Genomic DNA, 24,623 nt, shown 5'->3' with positions numbered 1-24,623 from the left:
AGGGGAGATATCGTTCATGAGAGAAGCTGTCATTGTTGCGGGAGCAAGAACACCAATTGGAAAAGCAAAGAGGGGTTCATTAAAAACAGTTCGTCCTGACGATCTAGGGGCGTTAGTAGTAAAGGAAACGTTAAAGCGTGCGAATTATGAAGGACCAATCGACGATTTGATTTTCGGTTGCGCGATGCCAGAAGCAGAGCAAGGTTTAAATATGGCTCGTAATATCGGCGGGCTAGCAGGACTTTCTTACGATGTTCCAGCTATTACAATTAACCGTTACTGTTCTTCAGGTTTACAAAGTATCGCTTACGGAGCAGAGCGCATTATGCTTGGGCACTCTGAAGCTGTATTATCAGGCGGAGCGGAATCAATGAGTTTAGTTCCAATGATGGGACACGTTGTTCGTCCAAATAGTCGCCTTGTAGAAGCGGCTCCAGAATATTATATGGGTATGGGACATACAGCAGAGCAAGTTGCTGTGAAATATGGAATTTCTCGTGAAGAGCAAGATGCATTTGCGGTAAGAAGTCATCAGCGTGCAGCAAAAGCATTAGCTGCAGGGAACTTTGCTGATGAAACAGTATCTGTGGATGTAACGTTACGTACGGTTGGATCAAACAACAAATTGCAAGAAGAAACGATCATTTTCGCACAAGACGAAGGTGTAAGAGCAGAGACGACGCTAGACATTTTAGGTAAATTACGTCCAGCATTTAACGTTCGCGGTTCTGTAACAGCTGGTAACTCTTCACAAATGAGTGACGGCGCAGCATCTGTACTATTAATGGATCGTGAAAAAGCAGTGAGCGATGGCATGAAACCACTTGCGAAATTCCGTTCATTTGCAGTAGCTGGAGTACCACCAGAAGTAATGGGAATCGGCCCAATCGCTGCAATTCCGAAAGCGTTAAAACTAGCTGGTTTAGAGCTATCCGATATCGGCTTATTCGAACTAAATGAAGCATTCGCTTCTCAATCTATCCAAGTTATTCGTGAGCTTGGATTAGATGAAGAAAAAGTAAACGTAAACGGCGGTGCAATCGCACTTGGACATCCACTTGGCTGTACAGGAGCGAAACTAACACTATCTCTTATTCACGAAATGAAACGCCGCAACGAACAATTCGGTATCGTAACAATGTGTATCGGTGGCGGAATGGGAGCAGCGGGAGTGTTTGAATTACTATAAAAAAGTGCAGGTGGCTCGCTTAGAACAAGAGGACGTTGGAAGCCCTGACGAAGAGGCGCTTTTTGCCTCACAGGAAGGGATGAAACGACCGACTGTTCTAGCCACCGGAACTAGATTGAAAAAGTGCAGGCGGCTCGCTCAGAACAAGAGGACGCTAAAGTAAAGAATGGAAGCAACAAAGGTTTATAAAAAATAAAAGGGAGAGCCAGCTTCTTTCAAAGCGAGAGAAGCGGCTTATGAAAATATGAAGGAGGAAATTTTCATGGAAAAAACAGTAGGAAGTGCGGTTAAAGGCGGTAGCTTTTTAGTTGATGAGATTACAATTGATCAAGTGTTTACGCCAGAAGATTTTTCATCTGAGCATAAAATGATTGCAAAAACGACAGAGGACTTTATCGTAAATGAAGTTCTTCCAGAGCTTGAATATTTAGAGCAACACGAATTTGATCGTTCTGTTCGCCTTTTAAAAGAAGCTGGTGAACTTGGTTTATTAGGCGCTGACGTACCAGAAGAGTACGGCGGAATTGGCCTTGATAAAGTAAGTTCAGCGTTAATCGCAGAGAAATTCTCTCGCGCTGGTGGCTTTGCAATTACTCACGGTGCTCACGTTGGTATCGGATCTTTACCAATCGTATTATTCGGTAACGAAGAGCAAAAGAAAAAATATTTACCACTACTTGCAACTGGTGAAAAATTAGCTGCATATGCATTAACTGAGCCAGGTTCTGGATCTGACGCTTTAGGTGCAAAAACAACTGCACGTTTAAATGCAGAAGGTACACATTACGTATTAAATGGTGAAAAACAATGGATTACAAACTCTGCATTCGCTGATGTATTTGTTGTATATGCAAAAATAGATGGCGAGCATTTCTCAGCATTTATCGTAGAGAAAGAGTATGCTGGCGTATCTACAAGCCCAGAAGAAAAGAAAATGGGTATTAAATGTTCTTCAACTCGTACGTTAATTTTAGAAGATGCATTAGTACCGAAAGAAAACTTACTTGGTGAAATCGGTAAAGGTCATATTATCGCGTTCAACATTTTAAATATCGGCCGTTATAAATTAGGTGTTGGTACAGTTGGATCTGCGAAACGTGCAGTAGAAATTTCAGCACAATATGCAAACCAACGTCAACAGTTCAAACAACCAATCGCTCGCTTCCCATTAATTCAAGAGAAACTTGCGAATATGGCAGCGAAAACATATGCAGCTGAAAGCTCTGTATATCGTACAGTAGGTTTATTCGAAAGCCGTATGAGCACATTATCTGAAGAAGAAGTAAAAGACGGTAAAGCAGTAGCAGCTTCTATCGCTGAATATGCAATCGAGTGCTCTTTAAATAAAGTATTCGGTTCTGAAGTGTTAGATTATACAGTAGATGAAGGTGTTCAAATTCACGGTGGTTATGGATTTATGGCAGAGTACGAGATTGAAAGAATGTACCGCGATTCTCGTATTAACCGTATTTTCGAAGGTACGAACGAAATTAACCGCCTAATCGTACCAGGTACGTTCTTACGTAAAGCGATGAAAGGTGAATTACCATTACTACAAAAAGCACAAAAATTACAAGAAGAGTTAATGATGATGATGCCAGAAGAAGTAGGCGATGAGCCATTAGCACTTCAAAAGTATTTAGTAAATAACGCGAAGAAAATCGGTTTAATGGTAGCTGGGTTAGCTGCTCAAAAATACGGTAAAGCATTAGATAAAGAGCAAGAAATTCTTGTGAATATCGCTGACATCGTAAGCAACCTTTATGCGATGGAATCTGCTGTTCTTCGTACAGAAAAAGCAATTAAAACAACTGGTCTTGAAAAGAATAAACAAAAAGTGTTATACACTGAAGTATTCTGCCAAGAAGCATTCAACGAAATTGAAGCAGACGCGAAAGAAACACTTATCGCAGTTGAAAACGGCGACATGCTGCGCATGATGTTATCATCACTACGCAAACTAACTCGCCACACACCACTTAACGTAATTCCGAAGAAACGTGAAATCGCTGCGAAAATTTTAGAAGATGAGCGTTACACAGTTTAATAGATGAGAGAGAACCAGTGGTCTTATGGCTACTGGTTTTTTTATTGATAGATTCTTGAAAAGGGCTGTTTTACATATGTATTTGTAAACGGCTTTTTTTAATGGAGGTAAAGGAGATGAAGGTAATAAAAGTAGGAACAGTTCATCAAATAGCATTTTTACCGCGTCTATTTCCGATTAACTGTTATTTTGTCGAAGAAGAAACAGGATTAACTTTAATTGATGCAGCTTTACCATTTTGTGCAAAGAAGATTTTAGATTCGGCTCGAAAAATAGGGAAACCGATTACGAATATTGTTATTACACATGCACATGATGATCATGTAGGAGCGCTTGATGCTATAAAACAAGAACTGCCGGATATTCCAGTCTATATTTCTAAAAGAGATGCTCGTTTACTTGAAGGAGATTTGTCGCTGCAACTAGGGGAACCAGGCACGCAGGTAAAAGTGAGTGTGTCAAAAAAAATAAAGACGATTCCAGATATTCTTCTTCAAGAGGGAGATGAAATTGGTTCTCTTGTAGCGATTGCAGCTCCAGGTCATACACCAGGATCAATGGCGTTTTTAGACACGAGAAATGATGCACTCATTGTTGGAGATGCATTTCAAACGAGAGGAGGAGTGGCGGTAGCAGGACAATTGAAGTGGCTTTTTCCATTTCCTATGTTTGGTACATGGGATGCAGAAGTTGCATTAACAGGCGCTCAGAAATTGCTGGAGTATAAGCCGTCTATATTGGCGACAGGTCACGGGAAGATGATTAAAGATCCATTATTGCAAATGCAAAGAGCGATTGAAGAAGCGGAACGGAATTTAACAAGGAAGAGCCTCAAATAATTTAGAGGCTCTTTTTTGTTAGATGATATTATTTTGCAGGTTTTAAAAAGGTATATACGGCTAAGAAAAAACAAAGGAAACTAAATACGATAGGATCTTGATATGGATTAGGTTCAGAGCCTTTCTGGATTTCTGTAAGGAAGTCATGTGTTTTCATGTGTATCTCTCCTTTTATTCATAAATTTTATATGTAGTGAGAATCATGATGAATAAGTAAGGTGGTGTAATGACAAGTAGTAAGAGGTGTTTTAAATTTTTTTAATTTTCATTTAATAATTATTATATAGTAATTTAATTTCTAAAACTATAGAATGCAAAGCTTTTGTGATATGTAAAATTGCATATTATTCTTTTTAAAAATCTCGTTATATCATCTTTATATTTATATTAAAGGATTTTAATTATAGAACGGACTTGTGAGTATAAGTATGATCGTATCTCTATAATATTGAATAAATAAATATTTAGCATAAAAGATGAATGGCTTAGCTATTCATCTTTTATTTTGTTTACATGTGAAAAAGTTAATCCATGCATACAATCCCAAAAGAACTAAATACTAATATTGAATGAACAAAGAAAGGTAGGAGTATTCTATGCAAAATTTAACAGAGCTTGAAGTGGAAAACTTACGTCATTTGATCGGTGGACACGCAACAATTATTAACAAGTTAGAACAGTATGCACAGGTTTGTACGGACCCGCAGTTAAAGCAAATGCTTGAGAAGGATGCACAAGATGCACGAAATACGAAGCAACAACTAATGACTTTTTTAGGATAGGAGGAAGCGAAAGATGAATGAAAAAGATATGGTAAATGATTATTTAGCAGGATTAAATGCAAGTTTAACAAGTTATGCAAATTATATTGCTCAGTCGGATAATGAACAGTTACATCAAACTTTAATTCAAATTCGTAATCAAGATGAAATGCGCCAACGTAATATGTATGAATACGCAAAGCAAAAAAACTATTATAAACCAGCTGCACCTGCCAATCAAATGATTGTCCAACAATTAAAAAGTCAATTAAGTGCCGAATAGTACGATGAAAAAAACGAGCGAATGGATTCGCTCGTTTTTTTATTTTTGTATATGTCAATAAATACAAAAGAAATATTTTTCCAGTTGTAACAAATATGACGAAAATAGAATATAGCATTTCACAAAAAGGACAAAAGTTTGTTCAACATTTCACAAAGTATCCATAGTTTCTACTGTGAGAATCTCTATAATTAAGAGTGTAAAGAACAAAAGAAATAGATTACATGATCAATTGAGGGGGATTGTCATGAATAGAAATACAAGAGAAATTGCAATTATCGGTACTGGATTAGTTGGATCAAGCTGTGCGTACTCCATTGTAAACCAAGGTATTTGCGAAGAGCTATTATTAATTGATATAAATCATGAACGTGCAGTTGGAGAAGCGATGGACTTATCGCACTGCATTAACTTTACAAATACAAGAACAAAAGTATATGCAGGAAGCTATGAAGACTGCAAAGATATGGACATTGTAATTATTACAGCAGGACCAGCACCGAAGCCCGGACAAAGTCGTTTAGATACTTTAGGAACAAGCGCAAAGATTATGGAAAGTGTCGTAAGTGGCGTAATGGAAAGTGGATTTAATGGCATTTTCTTAATCGCATCGAACCCAGTAGACATTATTACATATCAAGTTTGGAAATTATCTGGTTTACCAAGAAATCGCGTGCTTGGTACTGGTACATCACTAGATTCTTCTCGCTTAAGAACTATTTTATCTGAAATGTTAGGGGTAGATCCTCGTAGCATTCATGGATATTCATTAGGAGAACATGGTGATTCTCAAATGGTTGCTTGGTCTCACGTAACTGTTGGTGGAAAGCCAATTCTACAAATTTTAGAGGAACAAAAAGAACGTTTAGGTGAGATAGATTTAGATGAAATTGTTGAGAAGACTGCAAAAGCTGGGTGGGAAATTTATAAACGTAAAGGAACTACTTATTACGGAATTGGAAATTCTTTAGCTTATATTGCTCGTTCAATTTTCAATGATGATCACCGTGTTATCGCTGTTTCAGCTATTTTAGATGGTGAATATGGCGAATACGATATTTGTACAGGAGTACCAGCAATTATTACTAGAGGCGGTGTAAGGGAAGTTGTAGAGCTGAACTTATCAGAAGATGAAGAAAGTCGCTTTGCAAAATCAAACGATGTTTTACGCGATTATATGAAGACAATTGGTTACTAACTTATAGAAGAAGGTGAAACAAATGAAGGAATATATAATGTCTCGTGTGTTTAAAGCATCTGCCGGAATCGCACAGGGTATTTTCGTATCCCTTGGAATTGGTTTACTGATCGAAAATATAGGAAGAATTGCTGATATCCCACTACTTATTACAATCGGGGTTGTTGCAAAATCACTTATGGCACCAGCAATTGGAGCCGGGATTGCTTTTATGCTCGGTGCAAACGGGCTCGTAATCTTTTCGGCGATGGTAGCTGGAGCAATTGGAGCTGGATCAATTTCAATTACTGAAGCTGGTCTTATCATTAAAACAGGTGAACCAATCGGTGCATTATTAACAGCGACTTTAGCAGTTTATATCGGTAAACGATTAAGTGGAAAAACTGCTTTAGATATGATGCTCGTTCCATTTGCAGCGATACTAGGTTCTGGTTTAGTCGGTATTTGGTTAGCTCAAAATATTAGCCCAGTTTTAAATACAGTTGGAGCATTCATTAAAGATAGTTCAGCTGGTAGCCCATTTATCGCTTCTATCGTGATTGCTGTAGTTTGGGGATTGTTACTTATCTCTCCAGCTTCATCAGCTGCTTTAGCGATAGCACTTAGCTTAGATGGTGTTGCAGGAGGTGCAGCACTTGCAGGATGTGTTGCTCAATTTATCGGATTCTCTGTTATTTCAGCGAAAGAAAATAATTTAGGTGGCATATTAGCGCAGGCACTTTGTACTCCAAAAGTACAGTTGCCGAACATTACTAAAAACCCAATGATTCTCGTCCCAACTGTCGTCGCCAGCGCTATAGTCGGCCCGGTATCAGCATTAATTTTCCAACTAGAAGCAGGAAAAGAAATTGCTGGACTTGGATTAAGCTCTCTTATCGCACCAATTAATTTAATTTCCAGCCAAGGGTGGGAGGTTGTCCCAGCGATGGTAATCACTTATATCATCATCCCAGTAGCTGTTTCTTATATACTTTACATTGCTCTTAAAAAAGCAGGTCGTATCCATTCAGGTGATATGACTGTACCGCAATCTTAATTTGAAAATCTCCTTAATATAGATAAAAGCAGACTGAAGAAGCCACAGTCTGCTTTTTTAGTTACATTTTATGATTTTGTTTCACGGGAACTGTCACTGTTTCTTTTGCTAACAAGAGTTGAACACCGAAGTATAGTATACCCGCGAGTAGCATACCAGAAACGGCATCTACGAATGCATGCTGCTTCGTAAATAATGTTGATAAAATGATAAGCGTACCGAAGAACGTAAGGATGTAATATTCAAAAGCGTGCTGTTCTCTACGCTTAAAGGCAGCTAACATAATTACAAATGTTGTAAGAACGTGAATGCTAGGGAAACAGTTTACTGGTTGATCAATACTATAGATATAGCGGACTAGTTCGGAAAATACGTCTGTTCCAACGACAGTTGGACGTGGTACAGTTGTCTGCCAAAAATAATAAATAGAAAAACAAGCAAGTTTTCCAAGAATTACACTACTTAAAGTGACGTAATATTGCTTTCGATCAGTAAAACAGTAATAAATAAGTGCACCGTATAAGTATGGAAACCAAAGTAAATAAGGAATAATAAATGCTTTCACAAATGGAATCCAATTGTCTACTATAGTTGTGACGTTTACTGCGTGAACAGTAGATTTATTTAACACATCGTAAAGGGGGCTTACGAGTACGAGTAGAAGTATATAACTTAACGGAAGAAAAGATGAAAGTTTAAATTTCTTCATGATAATCTCCTATGTTTTAGTAATGTAAGTAAATTCAATTGATTATAATATAGAAAATCCAATTGGGCTATCGAATTCACCTTACATTTTTGTCACTTGACTTAAAAGAGGGAGAGGGTGCTAAATGAAGCGTTCATTTTATTTCTTAGCTTTTATATTGTTATGCCTGGTGGGGGCTGGGTGTGCCAAAGATAAAGAAGGAGAGAAATTAGAATATAACGGAAGAGCACTCGTAATTGGAGTTGTTGGTGAAAAACCGAAAGATACATTTAGAAATATAAAATTTGAAAGTGTAAAATTAGAAGAGATGCAGGAGAAATCAGCAAAGGTTGATGGTTTTCTCGTCATGAAAGGATATTTTCAAGAAGCATCGAGGGAGCAGTATACGGACTTATTTTTATCATTAAAGAAGCCAGTGTTTTTTATCGGATTACAGGATAGACCATATTTGATTTTTACTAAAAAAGCTTTAGATTATGACAATGCCCCGAAGGATGAAGCAATGATGTATACACAAGGATTTGTAAATATGGGAAGCAGTGAGGGGCAATATTGGGGTATGGGATTATATAATGATACTGTTTCGGATCAAAATATTCATAATATGTATATATTAGTATTTCAAACAATTGCAGATTATTTAAGTAGATGATGAAGGAGCCCATAAATGAGGCTTCTTATTTTTTATTTTAAATAAACGTTTGTTTAAGGGTTATGTTCGGCACGAAAGGATCTATGTATTTCAAAGGTTACTATAGAAAAATGTGAAATTAAATAAACGTTTGTTTAAGGTATATGTTCGGTATGAAAGGATCTATGTTTTCAAAAGGTTGATGTAGAAAATATGAAATTAAATAAACGTTTGTTTAAGATGTATGTTCGGGTTAAGGAGGGGGAAAGGGAATGTGAAGAAAAAATTATATATTTATTTTTTTCTTATAAATGGCGGAAAAATAAGAAAAATTTGCAGGATTATTAAAAATTATCACGAAATAAGTAAAAGTTTAGCGAATAATCGTTTGAAATAATAAAATGTTTTCTATATGATAAGGGTAAAGGTTAGTAAAAAAGTAGGTGAATTTATGACAGTAACATTTTATTCATATCCAAAGTGTGGCACATGTCAAAAGGCAAAAAAATGGTTTGAGGCAAACGATGTAGCATATGAGATGATTCATATTGTTGAAAATCCACCGTCAAAAGAAGATTTATGTAATTTACATGAGAAAAGTGAATTGCCATTAAAAAAATTCTTTAATACAAGTGGAATGCGTTACCGCGAACTTGGCCTAAAAGATAAGTTAAATGATGCGAGCGAAGACGAAATGTACGAGCTTTTAGCATCTGATGGCATGTTAATTAAACGTCCAATTGTAACAGATGGAACGAATGTAACACTTGGTTTTAACGAAGAGCAGTTTGAAAGTGTGTGGAAAAAGTACCAATAAGGTATTTTTACATAATTAATACATTCACTGGAGGTACAGTCATGAGCATTCCAAATAATTTACGTTACTCTGAAGAACACGAATGGGTAAAAACAGAAGGTAATGAGGTTGTTATCGGTATTACTCATTTTGCGCAAGGTGAGTTAGGCGATATCGTATTCGTTGAACTTCCTGAAGTAGGTGCAACAATCGAAGCTAACGAGCCATTCGGAAGCGTAGAATCTGTTAAAACAGTTTCTGAATTATACGCACCTGTAAGTGGTAAAGTTGTAGCAGTAAACGAAGAATTAAGTGACCAACCAGAACTTGTTAACGAATCTCCATACGAGGGTGCATGGATGGTTAAAGTTGAACTTTCTGATGCAAGCCAAGTTGAGAAGTTATTAACTGCAGAAAAATATGCAGAAATGACAAACCAAGACTAATTATAGTCGAAGAGAAAGGACAGCCTTTGTGCTGTCCTTTTTTTTGTGTGTTACATAATGAGTTTGAACATACATATATTAATTATCATGTAGGAGAACGTTTTTGAAAAAACTTTTTTCGTTGAGGTTTCATGCTGAGCGAGCCGTATGCGCTTTTCTTTATGATCTAGCTCCAGTGGCTAGATTGTTCGGTGGCTTCGCTTCTTCCTGCGAGGCAAAAAGCGCCTCTAGTTCAGGAGTTCCAATGCCCTCTTGTTCTGAGCGAGCCGCTTCCGCTTTTCTTTGTCTAGCTCCACCTCCTAGCCCTTCATGTCTAAGAACCTTCCGCACGAGAAGACAAAAAGCGTCTTCTGTGCGAAAGAACCTTAGCCAACAGGGCTAAACAGTCGGTTCCGCTTTTCTTTTGCAAAAATAAACAGGAAACAACATGAAAATAACGAATATACTATATACTAAGTTAAAGGTTGTATAGTATATGGTGATCGGGTGATGACATATGATTTATGTGGAAAAAGTCATTATTGTAGAAGGTAAATCGGACAGAAGAAAGATTGAATCTATTATTCGTGAACCGGTGGAAATTGTTTGTACAAATGGTACAATTGGTTTGTCGAAAATGGATGAGCTCATTGATCAGTTTTTTGATAAAGATGTGTATGTGCTAGTGGATGCTGATGATGCAGGAGAAAAGTTAAGAAAACAATTCCGAAAAGAATTTCCGCAAGCAGAGCATATTTATATTGATCGCTCGTATCGCGAGGTGGCGACTGCGCCTTCTTCACATTTAGCAAATGTATTATGGGGAGCTGACATTGACGTTTATACAGAATATTTACGGTAAGGAATGATAGAAGTGATTGACTGGACAGGAGCCGAAGCTACAGCCCTAATAGAAAACGAAGAAAAAACAGTGTTATATGTGTATACACCAATGTGTGGAACATGCCAATTAGCAAAGAAGATGTTAACGGTCGTTGAGATGACGATTAAAGATTTGAAAATTGGGATGTTAGATTTAAATTATGCTCCGCATTTTGCGAAAGAGTATGGGATAGAAAGTGTACCTTGTTTACTTCTTTTTGAAAATGGGACACTGATGAAGAAGATATATGCATTTCATTCGGTTGAATATTTATATACGGAGTTAAAGTAGGCGGCAAAGTTTTTGCCGCCTCGACATATTTCTTGGGAAATATGTCGAGATGCGTGATGGATACAGTATTTGTCGAGCGAAAGTAACAGGATTGCTCTTTAGTGAGAGGGAATGGTATGTAATAGAAAGTGATATGAAGGATGTGATTTAGGGTGAAATTATATTCTTTGCTTCAATCATTTGTAAATTACGCTAATGGTCAATATCATTTAGAACCACTTTTAAGACAAGGAGAAAGAACTGTTAATTTTCGATTTGGAGATGAATGTTGTTCATTACAAATTTCAAGAGATTATATAGAACTTTTGAAAGAGGCGAGAGGAACGGAACAAATCGTCTGCTTAGGGGAAGAGGATGTTCAAAAATTAGTGACTGGAAATATAAGGTTGCAAACGTTAATGAGTGACGGACGAGTACAATATTCTGGAACATATCGAACGATGTTATTAGTTGAATCGATGTTTCATATATGTAAACCGATGTCAGTGGGTGCTTAAAATTCTGAAGTTTCTTTTTTTACGAAAATTTCTGTTGACATGGCATGAGGATATTGATACAATTCAATTCATAAAATATAGACAATTTCATAAATTTCAAATCAGACGAAAATTTAATCTGATTTCTCTTATCAAGAGAGGTGGAGGGACTGTGCCCTGTGAAGCCCGGCAACCGTCAACTTATGTTGAAATGGTGCCAATTCCTGCAAAGCAAATGCTTTGAGAGATGAGAGAGAGGGATAATGTTGTTATATACGCATATAAACCTTTCTGCTTCTCTAAAGCAGAAAGGTTTTTTTGTTGTTTGAATGTGGAGGACATTCAAACAACAAGATGAGCAATAGCGATAGATTACACGCATTAAAAATAAAAAATTGCGGAGTAAATCTAAAAGAGCCGCTTGCGCTTTTTATTAAAAAAAGGGGTGAACATCATGATCTTATTAGAAAATGTAAAGAAAATATATAAGTCAAAAAGCGGTGATGTCACTGCTGTAGATAACGCCAACTTAAAAATAGAGAAAGGTGAAATCTTTGGTGTTATCGGATATAGTGGCGCTGGGAAAAGTTCTTTAATCCGATTGTTTAATCAGTTAGAGAAACCAACGTCTGGTCAAATTACGATTGCAAATCGTGTGATTTCAGCGATTACTGGAAATGAACTTCGTAAGGCGCGACAGGAAATCGGAATGATTTTTCAACATTTTAACTTACTTTGGTCACGAACTGTTCATGAAAATATCGCATTCCCACTTGAAATTGCAGGTGTTGATAAGGCGGAGAGAAGAAAACGTGTCGATGAGTTAATTCATCTTGTTGGATTAGAAGGAAGAGGCGATGCATACCCATCTCAGCTAAGTGGTGGACAAAAGCAGCGCGTCGGGATTGCAAGAGCGTTAGCTAATAATCCGCAAGTACTTTTATGTGACGAAGCAACGTCAGCTCTTGATCCGGAAACGACAGATCAAATTTTAGATTTATTGTTAGATATTAATAAGCGTCTCGGTTTAACAATTGTATTGATTACGCATGAGATGCACGTTATTCGAAAGATTTGTAATCGCGTTGCGGTAATGGAGAGAGGAAAGATTGTAGAAAGTGGTCCTGTACTTGATGTGTTCCGTAACCCACAGCAAGACATTACAAAACGATTTGTACAGCAGTTAACTGATTCTGAAGATACGAATGAAACGATTGAAAGTTTAATTGAAAAATACCCAGATGGAAAAGTAATTCGCTTGCAGTTTATCGGTGAGGCAGTAGAAAGACCGGTACTTCAAAGGTTAATGCAGCGCAGTGATATAGAAGTTAGCATTTTGCAAGGGAATATCGCACAAACGAATAACGGTTCTTATGGAAGTTTAGTTGTTCATTTAAATGGTGAGGAAACAGCGATCCAGCAAGCGATAGAGGGAATACATCAAGATCAAGTAGAGCTGGAGGTGATTGCTCATGGATAAGTTACTTGCAAATGTTGATTGGAATCAAATGTTAGAAGCAACAGGTGAAACACTATATATGACGGCAATCGCAGCGCTTGCCACATTTGTTTTAGGACTTATTTTAGGACTATTACTCTTTATGACAGCGAAAGATAATTTATGGGAAAACAAAGCAATTAATACGGTGATTGGAGCATTCGTAAACATTTTCCGCTCTATACCATTCATCATTTTAATTATTTTATTAATTCCGTTCACAAAGATTCTTCTTGGAACAATTCTTGGAGCAAGTGCAGCATTGCCAGCTTTAATTATCGGTGCAGCACCGTTTTACGCAAGAATGGTTGAGATTGCACTTCGTGAAATTGATAAAGGTGTAATTGAAGCTTCAAAAGCGATGGGTGCAAAAACAAGCACAATTATTTTGAAAGTGTTAATTCCAGAATCGTTACCAGCATTAGTATCCGGTATTACGGTAACGACAATTGCGTTAGTAGGCTATACGGCAATGGCAGGTGTTGTTGGTGCTGGTGGCCTTGGAACACTTGCTTACCTAGAAGGATTCCAGCGTGGTAATAACGATGTAACAATCGTCGCAACAATTTGTGTATTGCTAGTTGTATTTTTAATTCAGTGGATTGGTGATAACGTAACGACTCGAATAGATAAAAGATAATGAAAACGGGAGGGTATTTTAAATGAAAAAATTATTACTTACAGCACTTATTTCAACTTCAATTTTTGGGTTAGCTGCTTGTGGTGGAAAAGATAAAGATGAAAAGAAACTAGTTGTTGGGGCTTCTAACGTACCGCACGCTGTTATTTTAGAAAAGGCAAAGCCGTTACTTGAGAAAAAAGGAATTGATTTAGAAATTAAAAAATTCCAAGACTACGTGTTACCGAATAAATCGTTAGCGGATAAGGAAATAGATGCAAACTACTTCCAGCACATTCCGTATTTAGAAAAAGAAATTAAAGATAAGAAATATGATTTTGAAATAGCAGGAAAAATTCATTTAGAACCGATTGGCGTATACTCTCAAAAATATAAGAGCTTAAAAGAGCTTCCAGACGGGGCGACAATTATTATGAGTAATTCTGTTACCGACCATGGACGTGGTTTAGCAATTTTGCAAAAAGAAGGCATTTTAAAAATTAAAGACGGAATAGATCCAGTTAAGGCAACTCCAAAAGATATTGCAGATAATCCGAAAAACTTAAAATTCAAAACAGATATTGAGCCTGGTTTATTACCACAAGTGTATAACAATAAAGAAGGCGACGCTGTTCTAATTAACTCTAACTATGCGATTGATGCGAAATTAAACCCAGAAAAAGATGCAATTGCAATTGAAGGAAATGATTCACCGTACGCAAACGTAGTAGTTGTTCGTAAAGGTGATAAAGATAAAAAAGAAATTAAAGAGCTAGTAGAAGTACTGCATTCAAAAGAAATTCAAGATTTTATTAAGAAAGAATATAAAGGTGCTGTACTTCCTTTAAGTGAATAAATACAAGGAAAGGACTGGGAAATTACCAGTCCTTTTTTCTTTATATATATAAGAAGGAAGGTGTATCATATAAAGATGCAAAGGAAATACTTATATACATTTGTGAAAAAATTGTTACTTTTTTTAGTTGTTTGCGATATCATTTTATTTGATATAAAATTAGAATGAGAATAAAATGAGAATATGAACGTTTTAGGAACTTTTAAAATGTATATAGAGGATTAATGGAGGTATTGAGATGGCTGGTTCTACATTAACGGTTAAAGACTTACACGTATCAATCGATGGCAAAGAAATTTTAAAAGGTGTAAACCTTGAAGTAAAAGGTGGAGAAATCCACGCAATTATGGGACCTAACGGAACAGGTAAATCAACTTTATCTTCTGCGATTATGGGTCACCCAAAGTATGAAGTAACAGAAGGTAGCATCATCATCGACGGTGAAGATGTATTAGAAATGGAAGTTGACGAGCGCGCACAAGCAGGTCTATTCCTAGCAATGCAATATCCAAGTGAAATTAGCGGAGTAACAAACGCTGACTTCTTACGTTCTGCAATTAACGCACGTCGTGAAGAAGGCGATGAAATTTCTCTTATGAAATTTATCCGTACATTAGATAAAAACATGGAATTCCTAGAAATGGATCCAGAAATGGCACAACGTTACTTAAACGAAGGTTTCTCTGGCGGTGAGAAAAAACGTAACGAAATTCTTCAATTAATGATGATTGAGCCAAAAATCGCAATCTTAGACGAAATCGACTCAGGTCTTGATATCGATGCGTTAAAAGTTGTATCTAAAGGTATTAACGAAATGCGCGGCGAAGAGTTCGGTTGCCTAATGATTACGCATTACCAACGTTTATTAAACTACATCACTCCAGACTTCGTTCACGTTATGATGAACGGTCGCATTGTTAAATCTGGTGGTCCTGAGCTTGCACAGCGTCTAGAAGCTGAAGGTTACGACTGGATTAAAAAAGAATTAGGTATTGAAGACGAAACAGCAGAGCAAGAAGCGTAAGAGAGGAGCATAAACATGACAATCGGTACATTACCTTTCGATCAAGAAACAATCCGTCAGCGCGCAAGCGAAGTAAACGAAGCTGCTTGGTTGACTGAGTTCCGCTTACAAGCTCTTGCACAAGCAACTGAACTTCCAATGCCAACGCCTGATAAAACGAAAATTGAAAAATGGGACTTTATCGGAAAAGGCGACGCTGCTAAGCAAGAGCCTGTAAGTTCTTTAACAGAGCTTCCAGAAGCAGTGAAAAACTTAATCGATGAAAATAACAGCGTATTAGTACAACGTACTGGTACAACTGCATTCGTTTCTTTAGCAAACGAAGCAAAAGAAAAAGGTGTTATTTTTACAGACATCGTAACAGCTGCAACTGAGCATGCTGAGCTAGTACAAAAGTACTTAATGAAAGACGGCGTGAAAGTAGACGAGCATCGTCTAACTGCACTTCATGCTGCATTAATCAACGGCGGTGCATTCGTATATGTTCCGAAAAACGTTGTTCTTGAAACTCCACTTCAAGCTGTATTCTTAGTAGACGGTGAAGAAGCTAACGTATATAACCACGTATTATTCGTAGCTGATGCGAACAGTACTGCAACTTATGTAGAAAACTACGTTGCAAATGAAAATGCTAAAGGTATTGCAAATATCGTAGCAGAAGTAATCGTGGAACAAGGCGCACAAGTGAAATTCGGTGCGGTTGATCTATTAGCAAAAGACGTAACAACTTACGTTAACCGCCGCGGTGTTGTAGGACGCGACGGCCGTGTTGATTGGGCTTTAGGTCTTATGAATGACGGAAACACAATTTCAGAGAACGTAACGAACTTAATGGGCGACGGTTCATTTGCTGATACGAAAACAGTAACAATTGGCCGTGGTAACCAAACACAAAACTTTACAACTAAAGTTGTTCACTTCGGTAAACACTCTGAAGGTTTCATCTTAAAACACGGTGTACAAAAAGATAGTGCAACATCTATCTTTAACGGAATTGGTAAGATTGAACACGGTGCATCTAAATCAAATGCACAACAATCTTCTCGCGTTCTTATGTTAGACGAGAAAGCTCGTGGTGATGCAAACCCAATTCTTTTAATTGACGAAGATGATGTAATGGCAGGTCACGCAGCTTCAGTAGGTCGCGTAGATCCAATCCAACTATACTACTTAATGAGCCGTGGTATTCCAAAACGCGAAGCAGAACGTTTAGTCATCCATGGATTCTTAGCACCTGTAGTAAATGAGCTTCCAATTGAAGGAGTAAAAGCACAGCTTGTTGAGGTAATTGAAAGGAAAGTTCGCTAATGAATATTCATGAAATACGCAAACAGTTTCCAATTCTTGATCAAAAAGTGAACGGCAAACAACTTGTTTATTTCGATAGTGCAGCAACTTCTCAAAAACCAATTCAAGTCATTGAAACGTTAGAACGTTACTATAAAGAATATAATTCTAACGTGCATCGCGGTGTTCATACGCTCGGTACGAAAGCTACCGACGCGTATGAGGGTGCACGTGAGAAAGTTCGCAAGTTTATTAACGCGAAATCAATGGAAGAGATTATTTTCACACGCGGGACAACAACTGCATTAAATACAGTAGCAGCGAGCTATGGTCTTGAAAATGTAGAAGAAGGCGACGAAATCGTTATCTCTTACATGGAGCACCATAGTAACATCATTCCGTGGCAACAAGTTGCGAAGAAAACTGGCGCAACTTTAAAATACCTTCCGCTTCAACCAGACGGGACAATCTCAATTGAAGATGCTCGTCAAACAATTACACCGAATACAAAAATCGTTTCAATCATGTATGTATCAAACGTACTTGGAACAATTAACCCTGTAAAAGAAATTGGAGCAATCGCACACGAAAACGGTGCAATTATGGTCGTTGATGGTGCACAAAGTACACCTCATATGAAAGTAGATGTACAAGATTTAAACTGTGATTTCTACGCATTATCTGCTCATAAGATGTGCGGACCTACAGGTATCGGCGTATTATATGGTAAGAAAGAATTGCTGAACAATATGGAGCCAATTGAATTTGGCGGTGAAATGATTGATTTCGTAGATTTACAAGAATCTACTTGGAAAGAGCTTCCGTGGAAGTTTGAAGCAGGTACACCGATTATCGGTAATGCAATCGGGCTTGGTGCGGCAATTGATTTCCTAGAAGAAATCGGTCTTGATAATATTGAAAAGCATGAACATGAATTAGCGCAATACGCTTTAGAAAGACTATCAGAAGTAGATGGCGTTACAATTTATGGTCCAAAGCATCGCGCTGGTCTCGTTACATTTAATATTGAAGACGTACATCCTCACGATGTAGCAACAGTATTGGATGTAGAAGGCATTGCGGTTCGCGCAGGACATCACTGTGCACAACCGCTTATGAAGTGGCTGAAAGCTTCTTCAACAGCACGTGCGAGCTTCTATTTATATAATACAAAAGAAGAAATTGATACATTTGTTGAATCGCTAATCAAGACAAAGGAGTATTTCACAAATGTCATTTAATAATTTAGATACGTTATATCGTCAAGTTATTATGGATCATTACAAAAATCCTCGTAACCATGGCGTATTAGAAGATAGTGTTACCGTTAACTTGAACAATCCAACTTGCGGCGATCGTATTCAACTTACGATGAAAGTAGAAGAGGGTATTGTACAAGAGGCGAAGTTTGAAGGCGAAGGATGTTCAATCTCAATGTCTTCAGCTTCGATGATGACACAAGCAGTAAAAGGAAAGAAAATTGAAGAGGCACTTCAGCTTTCTAAAATTTTCTCTGACATGATGCTAGGAAAAGAGTATGATGACAGCATTGATTTAGGAGATATTGAAGCATTACAAGGCGTATGCAAGTTCCCAGCACGTATTAAATGTGCAACATTAGCGTGGAAAGCGTTAGAAAAGGGCTTAAACGAAGATAAGTAATGTTAAAGGTTCCTAAAAACGAGGTTATCTAAGGAGGGACATACCAACATGGCGAAGCAACTGCCAGATATCGGCGATTACAAATATGGTTTCAAAGACAAAGACGTTTCGATTTTCCGTGCTGGACGCGGTTTAACAAAAGAGATCGTTGAAGAGATTTCACGTATGAAAGAAGAACCACAGTGGATGTTAGACTTCCGTTTAAAATCACTGGATAAGTTCTATGAAATGCCAATGCCACAATGGGGCGGCGACTTAAACGACTTAGATTTCGATGAAATTACGTACTACGTAAAACCATCTGAGAAATCTGAGAAGTCTTGGGATGAAGTACCTGATGAAATTAAAGCGACATTTGATAAATTAGGTATTCCAGAAGCTGAGCAAAAATATTTAGCTGGTGTATCTGCACAGTATGAATCTGAAGTTGTATACCACAACATGAAAGAAGACCTAGAAGCTCTAGGAATCGTCTTCAAAGATACAGATAGCGCATTAAAAGAGAACGAAGATATTTTCCGTGAGCATTTCGGAAAAGTAATCCCACCAACGGACAACAAATTCTCTGCATTAAACTCTGCAGTTTGGTCTGGTGGATCATTCATCTACGTTCCAAAAGGTATTAAAGTTGATACACCACTTCAAGCGTATTTCCGTATTAACTCTGAAAATATGGGACAATTCGAGCGTACGCTTATCATCGTAGACGAAGGCGCACACGTACACTACGTAGAAGGTTGTACAGCACCTGTTTACACGACTAACTCACTTCATAGTGCGGTAGTAGAAATCATCATTAAGAAAGATGCATATTGCCGTTATACAACAATCCAAAACTGGGCGAACAACGTATACAACCTAGTTACAAAACGTGCGGTTTGTGAAGAAAACGCAACGATGGAATGGATTGACGGTAACATCGGATCTAAATTAACGATGAAATACCCAGCAGTTATCTTAAAAGGCGAAGGCGCTCGTGGTTTAACATTATCTATCGCGATTGCTGGTAAAGGCCAACACCAAGATGCTGGTGCAAAAATGATTCACTTAGCACCAAACACATCTTCAACAATCGTTTCTAAATCGATTGCGAAGCATGGTGGTAAAGTAACTTACCGTGGTATCGTACAATTCGGACCAAAAGCGAAAAACTCTCGCTCTAACATCGAATGTGACACGTTAATCATGGATAACCAATCTACATCTGATACAATTCCTTACAACGAAATCAAAAACGATTACGTTTCACTTGAGCACGAAGCGAAAGTATCTAAAGTATCAGAAGAACAATTATTCTACCTAATGAGCCGCGGTATTTCTGAGCAAGAAGCTACAGAAATGATCGTAATGGGCTTCATCGAGCCATTCACTCGCGAACTTCCAATGGAATACGCAGTTGAAATGAACCGCCTAATCAAGTTTGAGATGGAAGGTTCTATTGGTTAAATAGAAATGCGAAGCCGACTGTTCAGACCCGTTGGCTAAGGTTCTTTCGCACAGAAGATGCTTTTTATCTTCTGGTGCGGAAGGCTCTTAGACATGAGGGTCTAGGAGGCGAAGCTGGACAATATTTAAAAGTGGAAGCGGCTCGTCCAGAATGTGAGGAAGAAGCGAAGCTACCGAACATTCTAGCCGCCGAAACTGGATAATATATTGAGGAAGCGCCCTGCATAGCAGGGCGCTTTTTTGTATTGTGTGGAGCTGGGTGAGGGATACCCCACTTAGTATGCAGTCAAATATATCGACGTTTCGACAAGGATATATCGATTTATCCCGCTATTTGTGGGCAGTAAGACTCCCACCTCAAAATTCGGCTGTAAAGCAAAGGAGTTAGGTGGGAGATCAACTGCCCGTAAAAGCCCGATTGGTGAAGGCTAATAATCAGTGGGGGATGAACAAAACCCCCACTGATTAAAGTTTCACTTTATCCACAAATTGAGACATGGTGAACGGACGTATATACCCCTCAACCCGCAAAAAAAGCCATCAAAAGACGGCTTTAAAACCCAAACATTACAAATATAAAAGGAACGCATATTAAGATAAAAATAACTAATATAAGTAAGACAAAGATACCGACAAATCTCAATTTGCTCGTTTCGTTTTTAGATATTGCAATCATGCTGAATATGAGGCCGAGAATAATGAGTGGGATGCTAATAAATAGAAATGGATTAGGCAAGAAAAGTACGGAAGCGATAAATAAAAGGCCTCCTGCTAATGAGGACCATAGTGAGAGAAAGCTATATCGATTAATAGAGAACACCTCCTTATGTAAATGATAATGTAAAATTTTTCATGTTGAAAGGGGAATCTTTTGCTTTTTCTTATAATGCGAGTACAATGTAAAATAGCAAGAAAAGACGAAAAGTATTTACAGGATTATTGCGCGCGTGTAGCGTAAATGGCAGTAAGGAACTGAGAGGAGGTTTTTTCTCTGAATATAAATAAGGAAACAATCATCCACCTATATCATACAAACGATATACATAGTCATTTTGAAAATTGGCCGCAAATTTCTCGGTTTGTACTAGGGGAGAAAAAGCGCAGACAGGAAGCAGGAGAGACTGTTTTAACTGTGGATATTGGCGATCATGTGGATCGTTTTCATAGTATTTCGGAAGCAACAAATGGGCTCGGGAATACGAAGTTATTAAATGAGGCGTTATATGATTATGTAACGATTGGAAATAATGAAGGAATTACATTGGCGAAAGAGCATTTGAATCGTCTATATGATGCTGCTGGGTTTGAGGTGCTCGTAGCGAATCTATTTGAAAAAGAGGGCGTACGTCCGGCCTGGGCAAAGCCTTATAAATTACATACAACGACAGATGGAGTTACGATTGCCTTTATCGGATTAACGGTAGCTTACCCAGAGTTTTATCATATGTTAGACTGGCATATTGAAGATCCAATCATCCATTTAGAATCTATTTTAGAAGAAGTTAAGGATACGGCTCATATTACTGTTGTGCTTTCTCATCTTGGAAAAAGTATGGATGAGTATATGGCGGAGCATTATGATATAGATGTTATTTTAGGTGCACATACGCACCATTTATTTGAGCGGGGTGTTCTTGTAAACGATACTTTGCTTTGCTGTTGTGAAAAATGGGGACATTACGTCGGTCACGTTCAGCTTACTGTGGATAAAGAGACGAAGGTGCTCCTAAAAAAAGACGGTAGAGCGATTAAGACAGAACGGTTAGGTGCTTATAGCGAGCCGTTATCCACAATTGAAATGCTGCAGGAAGAAAGCAAACATATAATGGCTGAGCCTGTCGTTCATTTAAAAGAATCATTACCGGTTGATTGGTTTAAAGAGACGACATTTTCTCATATGTTGGCAAGTGCGCTTAAAGAGTGGTGTGATGCGGATATTGGAATGGTGAACGCTGGTGTACTACTTGAGGGATTAAATGAAGGTGTTGTGACGCGCGGGGACATTCATCGAATTTGTCCACATCCAATTAATCCATGTCTATTAAAAGTACCGGGGAAAACGTTAAGAGAAGTTATTTTGAAAGCTCGTAGGCCGAATATGGAGAACCTTGAAGTGAAAGGATTCGGATTCCGAGGAAAAGTAATGGGGAAAATGATTTACGATGGTTTAGAAGTGATTCCAGATACAATTTCAGGGAATAAAATTTTACTAGAAGATGTATTGATTAACGGTGAGTCGCTGGAATTAGAACGTATATATACGGTAGGAACGATTGATATGTTTACATTCGGATACTTATACCCAGAGCTATCCACATTTTCTGACAAACAATATTATATGCCAGAATTACTTAGAGATGTGTTAACAAATATGTTGATAACTTATACATCTTCAGTCAAACTATAGGCTAGTTAACTTGTAACACTCATTTTTCTCTTGTCATACAGATAAGAAAGAGAGGAGTGTGAACTATGGTTAATGTAGAGCCAATTATAATTGATAACTATACGTTCATTGCTGTTAGCGTAAAGCTTCCAAAGACAAATTTGCTAGCTGTAATGAGCGATAAAGGATATATTATGTGCGGTGCTTTAGATGTAGGCCTTTTAAATGAGAAGTTAGGAGATCGAGGAATTATCGCTGGCCGTGCAGTCGGTGTAAGAACGATCGAACAACTTCTTGAAGCACCGCTGGAATCAGTAACAACTGGAGCAGAAGCTTTAGGTATTCCAGTAGGAACAATCGGAAAAGATGCACTATTAAAAATGAGATAAGCATATATCGTCCCTCTTTCTTGCATAGAGATAGTATAAGAAGGAGGGTTTTCTTATGCGTAAATTTCGTTCGAACAATTCGCGGTTTCGAAGGGGGCCGATTTCCTTTCGGTATATACTGCTTATTTCGTTTATTATTTTTATAGTAATGGTCGTACAAGGATTATGGATTGTGAATAAAAGTATCCAGCCAACATTAATTAAGTATGGAGAAACAGAGACACATAAAATGGCAACAGCAGTCATGACGAAGGCGGTAAAAGACCGAATTAATGAAGGATTTGATGTGGATACGTTAATGAAAGTACAAAATGATAAGAACGGAAAAGTATCTACCATTGATTTAAATACAAAACAAGTAAATGAAATATTAACATCGACTACTGCATACATAGAGAAATATTTACAACAAGTAGAAAAAGGGGATATGAAAGCACTTGGTATTTCTGAAGAGAATGGGATATCTATGTCAGTTCCTTTTGGTCGTATAACCGATAATGCGCTTCTTGGTAATATAGGACCAGATATTCCGATTAAATTTACGCCAATTGGTCATGTGAATACGGATATTAAACAGCTAGTTGAGCCGCAAGGAATTAATAATACAGCGATCAAAATTATTATGGAAGTGGAAGTGACGTTGCAAGTTATGATTCCGTTACACACGAAAGAAATTACGGTGAAGCAAAACATTCCGATTGCAACGCGCATCGTTCAAGGTGAGGTACCTACTTATTATGGAAGTGGCGGAGTTGTTGTACCAGATAAAAAGAAAACGGATAGTTAGTATATCTTTAATGAATATAAAAAATAACCGTAGCAATGCGCTACGGTTATCGTTTTGTATTCGCACGTTCTTTTCGTTCCCAAAGGCTCAAATGCATGTATGGATCGAAAGCCCACTCTGTATAGCCGTTGTCTTTATACATTCCAAAATGTAAGTGTGGTGGGAACTTTCCAGCTGTACCAGGAGGACCGTAGCCGGTGCTACCAACAAATCCGATTACTTTTCCTGGTTCGACAATTTGTCCGAGCTGTATTTCTTTTGAGAATCCACCTAAATGAGCGTAATAATGGTAATTATTATGAAGGTCACGAATACCAATGCGCCATCCACCAAGACGATTCCATCCTTTTGTTTCAATAATGCCATAGCAAGTTGATCTTACTGGTACGCCGTATCTAGCAAAAATATCGGTTCCTTCATGAATCCGCCTTCCGCCGAAGCTTCTTCCAGCACCAAAAGTACTACGGTAGCTATGGTCACTGCGAATAGGGAGAGGGAAAGCATTTCCTTCTAAGTTAATACGTCCATAGTGTCTATAAATGCGGGCGTATTCTGTAATTAATTCAACGGTTTTTGCACGTCTATAATATTCCCAAAGCATAATTTTAATACGGTCTTCTGACGTTCCTTGTTTCTTTAAAATAGTTGCTGCCGTATGCAGAAGATCGCGGTCGTTATTTGCATTTGCAAATCCATCTTTGTCACCATCTAAACCCATTCCACCAAATAGAGAAATCGTATGGGGGAGAGTATCGTTACTATTAACAGGTCCAGCCCATAGTTCAGGTTTGAAATAAAGGGAAATGATGGCATCTGGTTTTTTCGGAATATCCTTTCTTACGCTCCGTATATTTCTTTCGTATTGATCCATTGCAGCTAAGTAATACCACGGAATGCCTGAAGATTGCTCGGTTTCTTTATATAGTGCCATGCGCTTTTCATATATGCTTTGCTGATTATCTTCACCGTAAGCGATGTTTTGGTGGAGAAGAAAGCAAATCGAAAGCAAAAGAGAAATTTTTCGAAGCATGAAATAGACTCCTTTCACAACATCACTCTTTTTAGTGTGGGATATACGGAGTATTTCATTATAGGGAACGATTGG

General features: G+C 37.9%; 29 protein-coding genes and 1 riboswitch. Of the genes, 25 read left to right on the top strand and 4 right to left on the bottom strand.

Going from position 1 to position 24,623, the window contains the following annotated elements:
- Positions 1-16: 16 nt before the first annotated feature.
- From VK90_RS22645 to VK90_RS22635, 3 genes are all read left to right on the top strand, one after another.
- Positions 17-1,189, top strand: coding sequence for an acetyl-CoA C-acetyltransferase (locus tag VK90_RS22645; RefSeq protein ID WP_001206342.1), 1,173 nt, complete (start codon positions 17-19; stop codon positions 1,187-1,189).
- A 262-nt stretch (positions 1,190-1,451) separates the two neighbouring features.
- Positions 1,452-3,236 carry an acyl-CoA dehydrogenase family protein gene (locus VK90_RS22640; protein ID WP_002174076.1) on the top strand — a complete coding sequence of 595 codons (1,785 nt, stop codon included), beginning with the start codon at positions 1,452-1,454 and terminating at the stop codon, positions 3,234-3,236.
- A gap of 116 nt (positions 3,237-3,352) precedes the next feature.
- Positions 3,353-4,075 carry an MBL fold metallo-hydrolase gene (locus VK90_RS22635; protein WP_048375390.1) on the top strand — a complete coding sequence of 241 codons (723 nt, stop codon included), beginning with the start codon at positions 3,353-3,355 and terminating at the stop codon, positions 4,073-4,075.
- A 28-nt stretch (positions 4,076-4,103) separates the two neighbouring features.
- Here the strand turns inward: VK90_RS22635 and VK90_RS31130 are convergent, their stop codons facing one another.
- Complete coding sequence (locus VK90_RS31130) at positions 4,104-4,232, bottom strand: hypothetical protein (protein WP_269431827.1); 129 nt, start codon at positions 4,230-4,232, stop codon at positions 4,104-4,106.
- A 439-nt stretch (positions 4,233-4,671) separates the two neighbouring features.
- On the opposite strand from VK90_RS31130, the gene VK90_RS22630 reads away from it, so the two are divergent.
- The 4 genes from VK90_RS22630 (at position 4,672) to VK90_RS22615 (ending at position 7,353) form a co-directional block, all read left to right on the top strand.
- The gene (locus tag VK90_RS22630) at positions 4,672-4,857 is read left to right on the top strand and encodes a hypothetical protein (protein ID WP_048375388.1); all 186 of its coding nucleotides are present in this window, start codon (positions 4,672-4,674) and stop codon (positions 4,855-4,857) included.
- Between the two features lie 13 nt (positions 4,858-4,870).
- Positions 4,871-5,119: a spore coat protein gene (locus VK90_RS22625; protein ID WP_025149610.1), complete on the top strand. Its 249-nt coding sequence runs from the start codon at positions 4,871-4,873 to the stop codon at positions 5,117-5,119.
- A 247-nt stretch (positions 5,120-5,366) separates the two neighbouring features.
- Positions 5,367-6,317 (top strand): L-lactate dehydrogenase, encoded by a 951-nt coding sequence (locus VK90_RS22620; RefSeq protein ID WP_048375386.1) that lies wholly within the window; start codon positions 5,367-5,369, stop codon positions 6,315-6,317.
- Between the two features lie 22 nt (positions 6,318-6,339).
- Complete coding sequence (locus VK90_RS22615) at positions 6,340-7,353, top strand: PTS transporter subunit IIC (RefSeq protein WP_048375385.1); 1,014 nt, start codon at positions 6,340-6,342, stop codon at positions 7,351-7,353.
- A gap of 61 nt (positions 7,354-7,414) precedes the next feature.
- On the opposite strand, the gene VK90_RS22610 is transcribed toward VK90_RS22615, so the two are convergent.
- Entirely contained in the window at positions 7,415-8,062 is a 648-nt protein-coding gene (locus VK90_RS22610; protein WP_048375383.1) for a phosphatase PAP2 family protein, read from the bottom strand.
- A 124-nt stretch (positions 8,063-8,186) separates the two neighbouring features.
- On the opposite strand from VK90_RS22610, the gene VK90_RS22605 reads away from it, so the two are divergent.
- The 3 genes from VK90_RS22605 to gcvH all read left to right on the top strand — a co-directional run bounded on the left by VK90_RS22605 (position 8,187) and on the right by gcvH (position 9,935).
- The gene (locus VK90_RS22605) at positions 8,187-8,714 is read left to right on the top strand and encodes a hypothetical protein (RefSeq protein WP_048375381.1); all 528 of its coding nucleotides are present in this window, start codon (positions 8,187-8,189) and stop codon (positions 8,712-8,714) included.
- A gap of 430 nt (positions 8,715-9,144) precedes the next feature.
- Positions 9,145-9,510 (top strand): arsenate reductase family protein, encoded by a 366-nt coding sequence (locus VK90_RS22600; RefSeq protein WP_048375379.1) that lies wholly within the window; start codon positions 9,145-9,147, stop codon positions 9,508-9,510.
- 41 nt (positions 9,511-9,551) lie between these two features.
- Entirely contained in the window at positions 9,552-9,935 is a 384-nt protein-coding gene (gcvH, locus tag VK90_RS22595) for a glycine cleavage system protein GcvH (protein WP_000026897.1), read from the top strand.
- Between the two features lie 159 nt (positions 9,936-10,094).
- Here gcvH and VK90_RS30335 read toward each other — a convergent pair whose 3' ends face one another.
- The gene (locus VK90_RS30335; protein ID WP_197088224.1) at positions 10,095-10,265 is read right to left on the bottom strand and encodes a hypothetical protein; all 171 of its coding nucleotides are present in this window, start codon (positions 10,263-10,265) and stop codon (positions 10,095-10,097) included.
- Between the two features lie 166 nt (positions 10,266-10,431).
- Between VK90_RS30335 and VK90_RS22590 the strand changes: the two genes are divergently transcribed.
- From VK90_RS22590 to yunB, 15 genes are all read left to right on the top strand, one after another.
- Positions 10,432-10,776 (top strand): toprim domain-containing protein, encoded by a 345-nt coding sequence (locus VK90_RS22590; RefSeq protein ID WP_000640865.1) that lies wholly within the window; start codon positions 10,432-10,434, stop codon positions 10,774-10,776.
- 3 nt (positions 10,777-10,779) lie between these two features.
- A complete protein-coding gene (locus tag VK90_RS22585; RefSeq protein ID WP_082148028.1) occupies positions 10,780-11,088 on the top strand; it encodes a thioredoxin family protein in 309 nt (102 codons plus the stop codon).
- Between the two features lie 152 nt (positions 11,089-11,240).
- Entirely contained in the window at positions 11,241-11,585 is a 345-nt protein-coding gene (locus tag VK90_RS22580) for a hypothetical protein (protein ID WP_048375374.1), read from the top strand.
- 125 nt (positions 11,586-11,710) lie between these two features.
- Positions 11,711-11,818: riboswitch (SAM riboswitch) on the top strand.
- A gap of 200 nt (positions 11,819-12,018) precedes the next feature.
- A complete protein-coding gene (locus tag VK90_RS22575) occupies positions 12,019-13,044 on the top strand; it encodes a methionine ABC transporter ATP-binding protein (RefSeq protein WP_048375373.1) in 1,026 nt (341 codons plus the stop codon).
- Complete coding sequence (locus VK90_RS22570; RefSeq protein WP_002174064.1) at positions 13,037-13,702, top strand: methionine ABC transporter permease; 666 nt, start codon at positions 13,037-13,039, stop codon at positions 13,700-13,702. Before VK90_RS22575 ends, VK90_RS22570 begins: the two co-directional genes overlap by 8 nt.
- Before the next feature lie 22 nt (positions 13,703-13,724).
- Positions 13,725-14,537 carry a methionine ABC transporter substrate-binding lipoprotein MetQ gene (gene metQ / locus VK90_RS22565; RefSeq protein ID WP_002174063.1) on the top strand — a complete coding sequence of 271 codons (813 nt, stop codon included), beginning with the start codon at positions 13,725-13,727 and terminating at the stop codon, positions 14,535-14,537.
- 238 nt (positions 14,538-14,775) lie between these two features.
- Positions 14,776-15,561: a Fe-S cluster assembly ATPase SufC gene (gene sufC / locus VK90_RS22560; RefSeq protein WP_000929159.1), complete on the top strand. Its 786-nt coding sequence runs from the start codon at positions 14,776-14,778 to the stop codon at positions 15,559-15,561.
- A gap of 15 nt (positions 15,562-15,576) precedes the next feature.
- Positions 15,577-16,869: a Fe-S cluster assembly protein SufD gene (gene sufD / locus VK90_RS22555; protein ID WP_048375370.1), complete on the top strand. Its 1,293-nt coding sequence runs from the start codon at positions 15,577-15,579 to the stop codon at positions 16,867-16,869.
- Positions 16,869-18,089: a cysteine desulfurase SufS gene (gene sufS, locus VK90_RS22550; RefSeq protein WP_002174061.1), complete on the top strand. Its 1,221-nt coding sequence runs from the start codon at positions 16,869-16,871 to the stop codon at positions 18,087-18,089. Before sufD ends, sufS begins: the two co-directional genes overlap by 1 nt.
- Positions 18,079-18,510 (top strand): Fe-S cluster assembly sulfur transfer protein SufU, encoded by a 432-nt coding sequence (sufU, locus tag VK90_RS22545; RefSeq protein ID WP_000009523.1) that lies wholly within the window; start codon positions 18,079-18,081, stop codon positions 18,508-18,510. The genes sufS and sufU overlap by 11 nt, the downstream gene beginning before the upstream one ends.
- Positions 18,511-18,558: 48 nt before the next feature.
- Entirely contained in the window at positions 18,559-19,956 is a 1,398-nt protein-coding gene (gene sufB / locus VK90_RS22540) for a Fe-S cluster assembly protein SufB (protein ID WP_002174060.1), read from the top strand.
- 74 nt (positions 19,957-20,030) lie between these two features.
- Complete coding sequence (locus VK90_RS31125) at positions 20,031-20,159, top strand: hypothetical protein (RefSeq protein WP_269431826.1); 129 nt, start codon at positions 20,031-20,033, stop codon at positions 20,157-20,159.
- Between the two features lie 788 nt (positions 20,160-20,947).
- Complete coding sequence (locus tag VK90_RS22535; RefSeq protein ID WP_331457119.1) at positions 20,948-22,363, top strand: bifunctional metallophosphatase/5'-nucleotidase; 1,416 nt, start codon at positions 20,948-20,950, stop codon at positions 22,361-22,363.
- A 65-nt stretch (positions 22,364-22,428) separates the two neighbouring features.
- Complete coding sequence (locus VK90_RS22530; RefSeq protein WP_002015926.1) at positions 22,429-22,731, top strand: YunC family protein; 303 nt, start codon at positions 22,429-22,431, stop codon at positions 22,729-22,731.
- A 55-nt stretch (positions 22,732-22,786) separates the two neighbouring features.
- Entirely contained in the window at positions 22,787-23,518 is a 732-nt protein-coding gene (yunB, locus tag VK90_RS22525) for a sporulation protein YunB (RefSeq protein ID WP_002174058.1), read from the top strand.
- A gap of 46 nt (positions 23,519-23,564) precedes the next feature.
- On the opposite strand, the gene VK90_RS22520 is transcribed toward yunB, so the two are convergent.
- Positions 23,565-24,548, bottom strand: coding sequence for a M23 family metallopeptidase (locus tag VK90_RS22520; protein ID WP_048375365.1), 984 nt, complete (start codon positions 24,546-24,548; stop codon positions 23,565-23,567).
- Between the last annotated feature and the right edge of the window lie 75 nt (positions 24,549-24,623).

Origin of the sequence: Bacillus sp. LK2 (assembly GCF_001043575.1) — a bacterium.
GTDB classification, from domain to species: domain Bacteria; phylum Bacillota; class Bacilli; order Bacillales; family Bacillaceae_G; genus Bacillus_A; species Bacillus_A paramycoides.
This window is presented reverse-complemented; position numbering and strand designations above follow the sequence as displayed.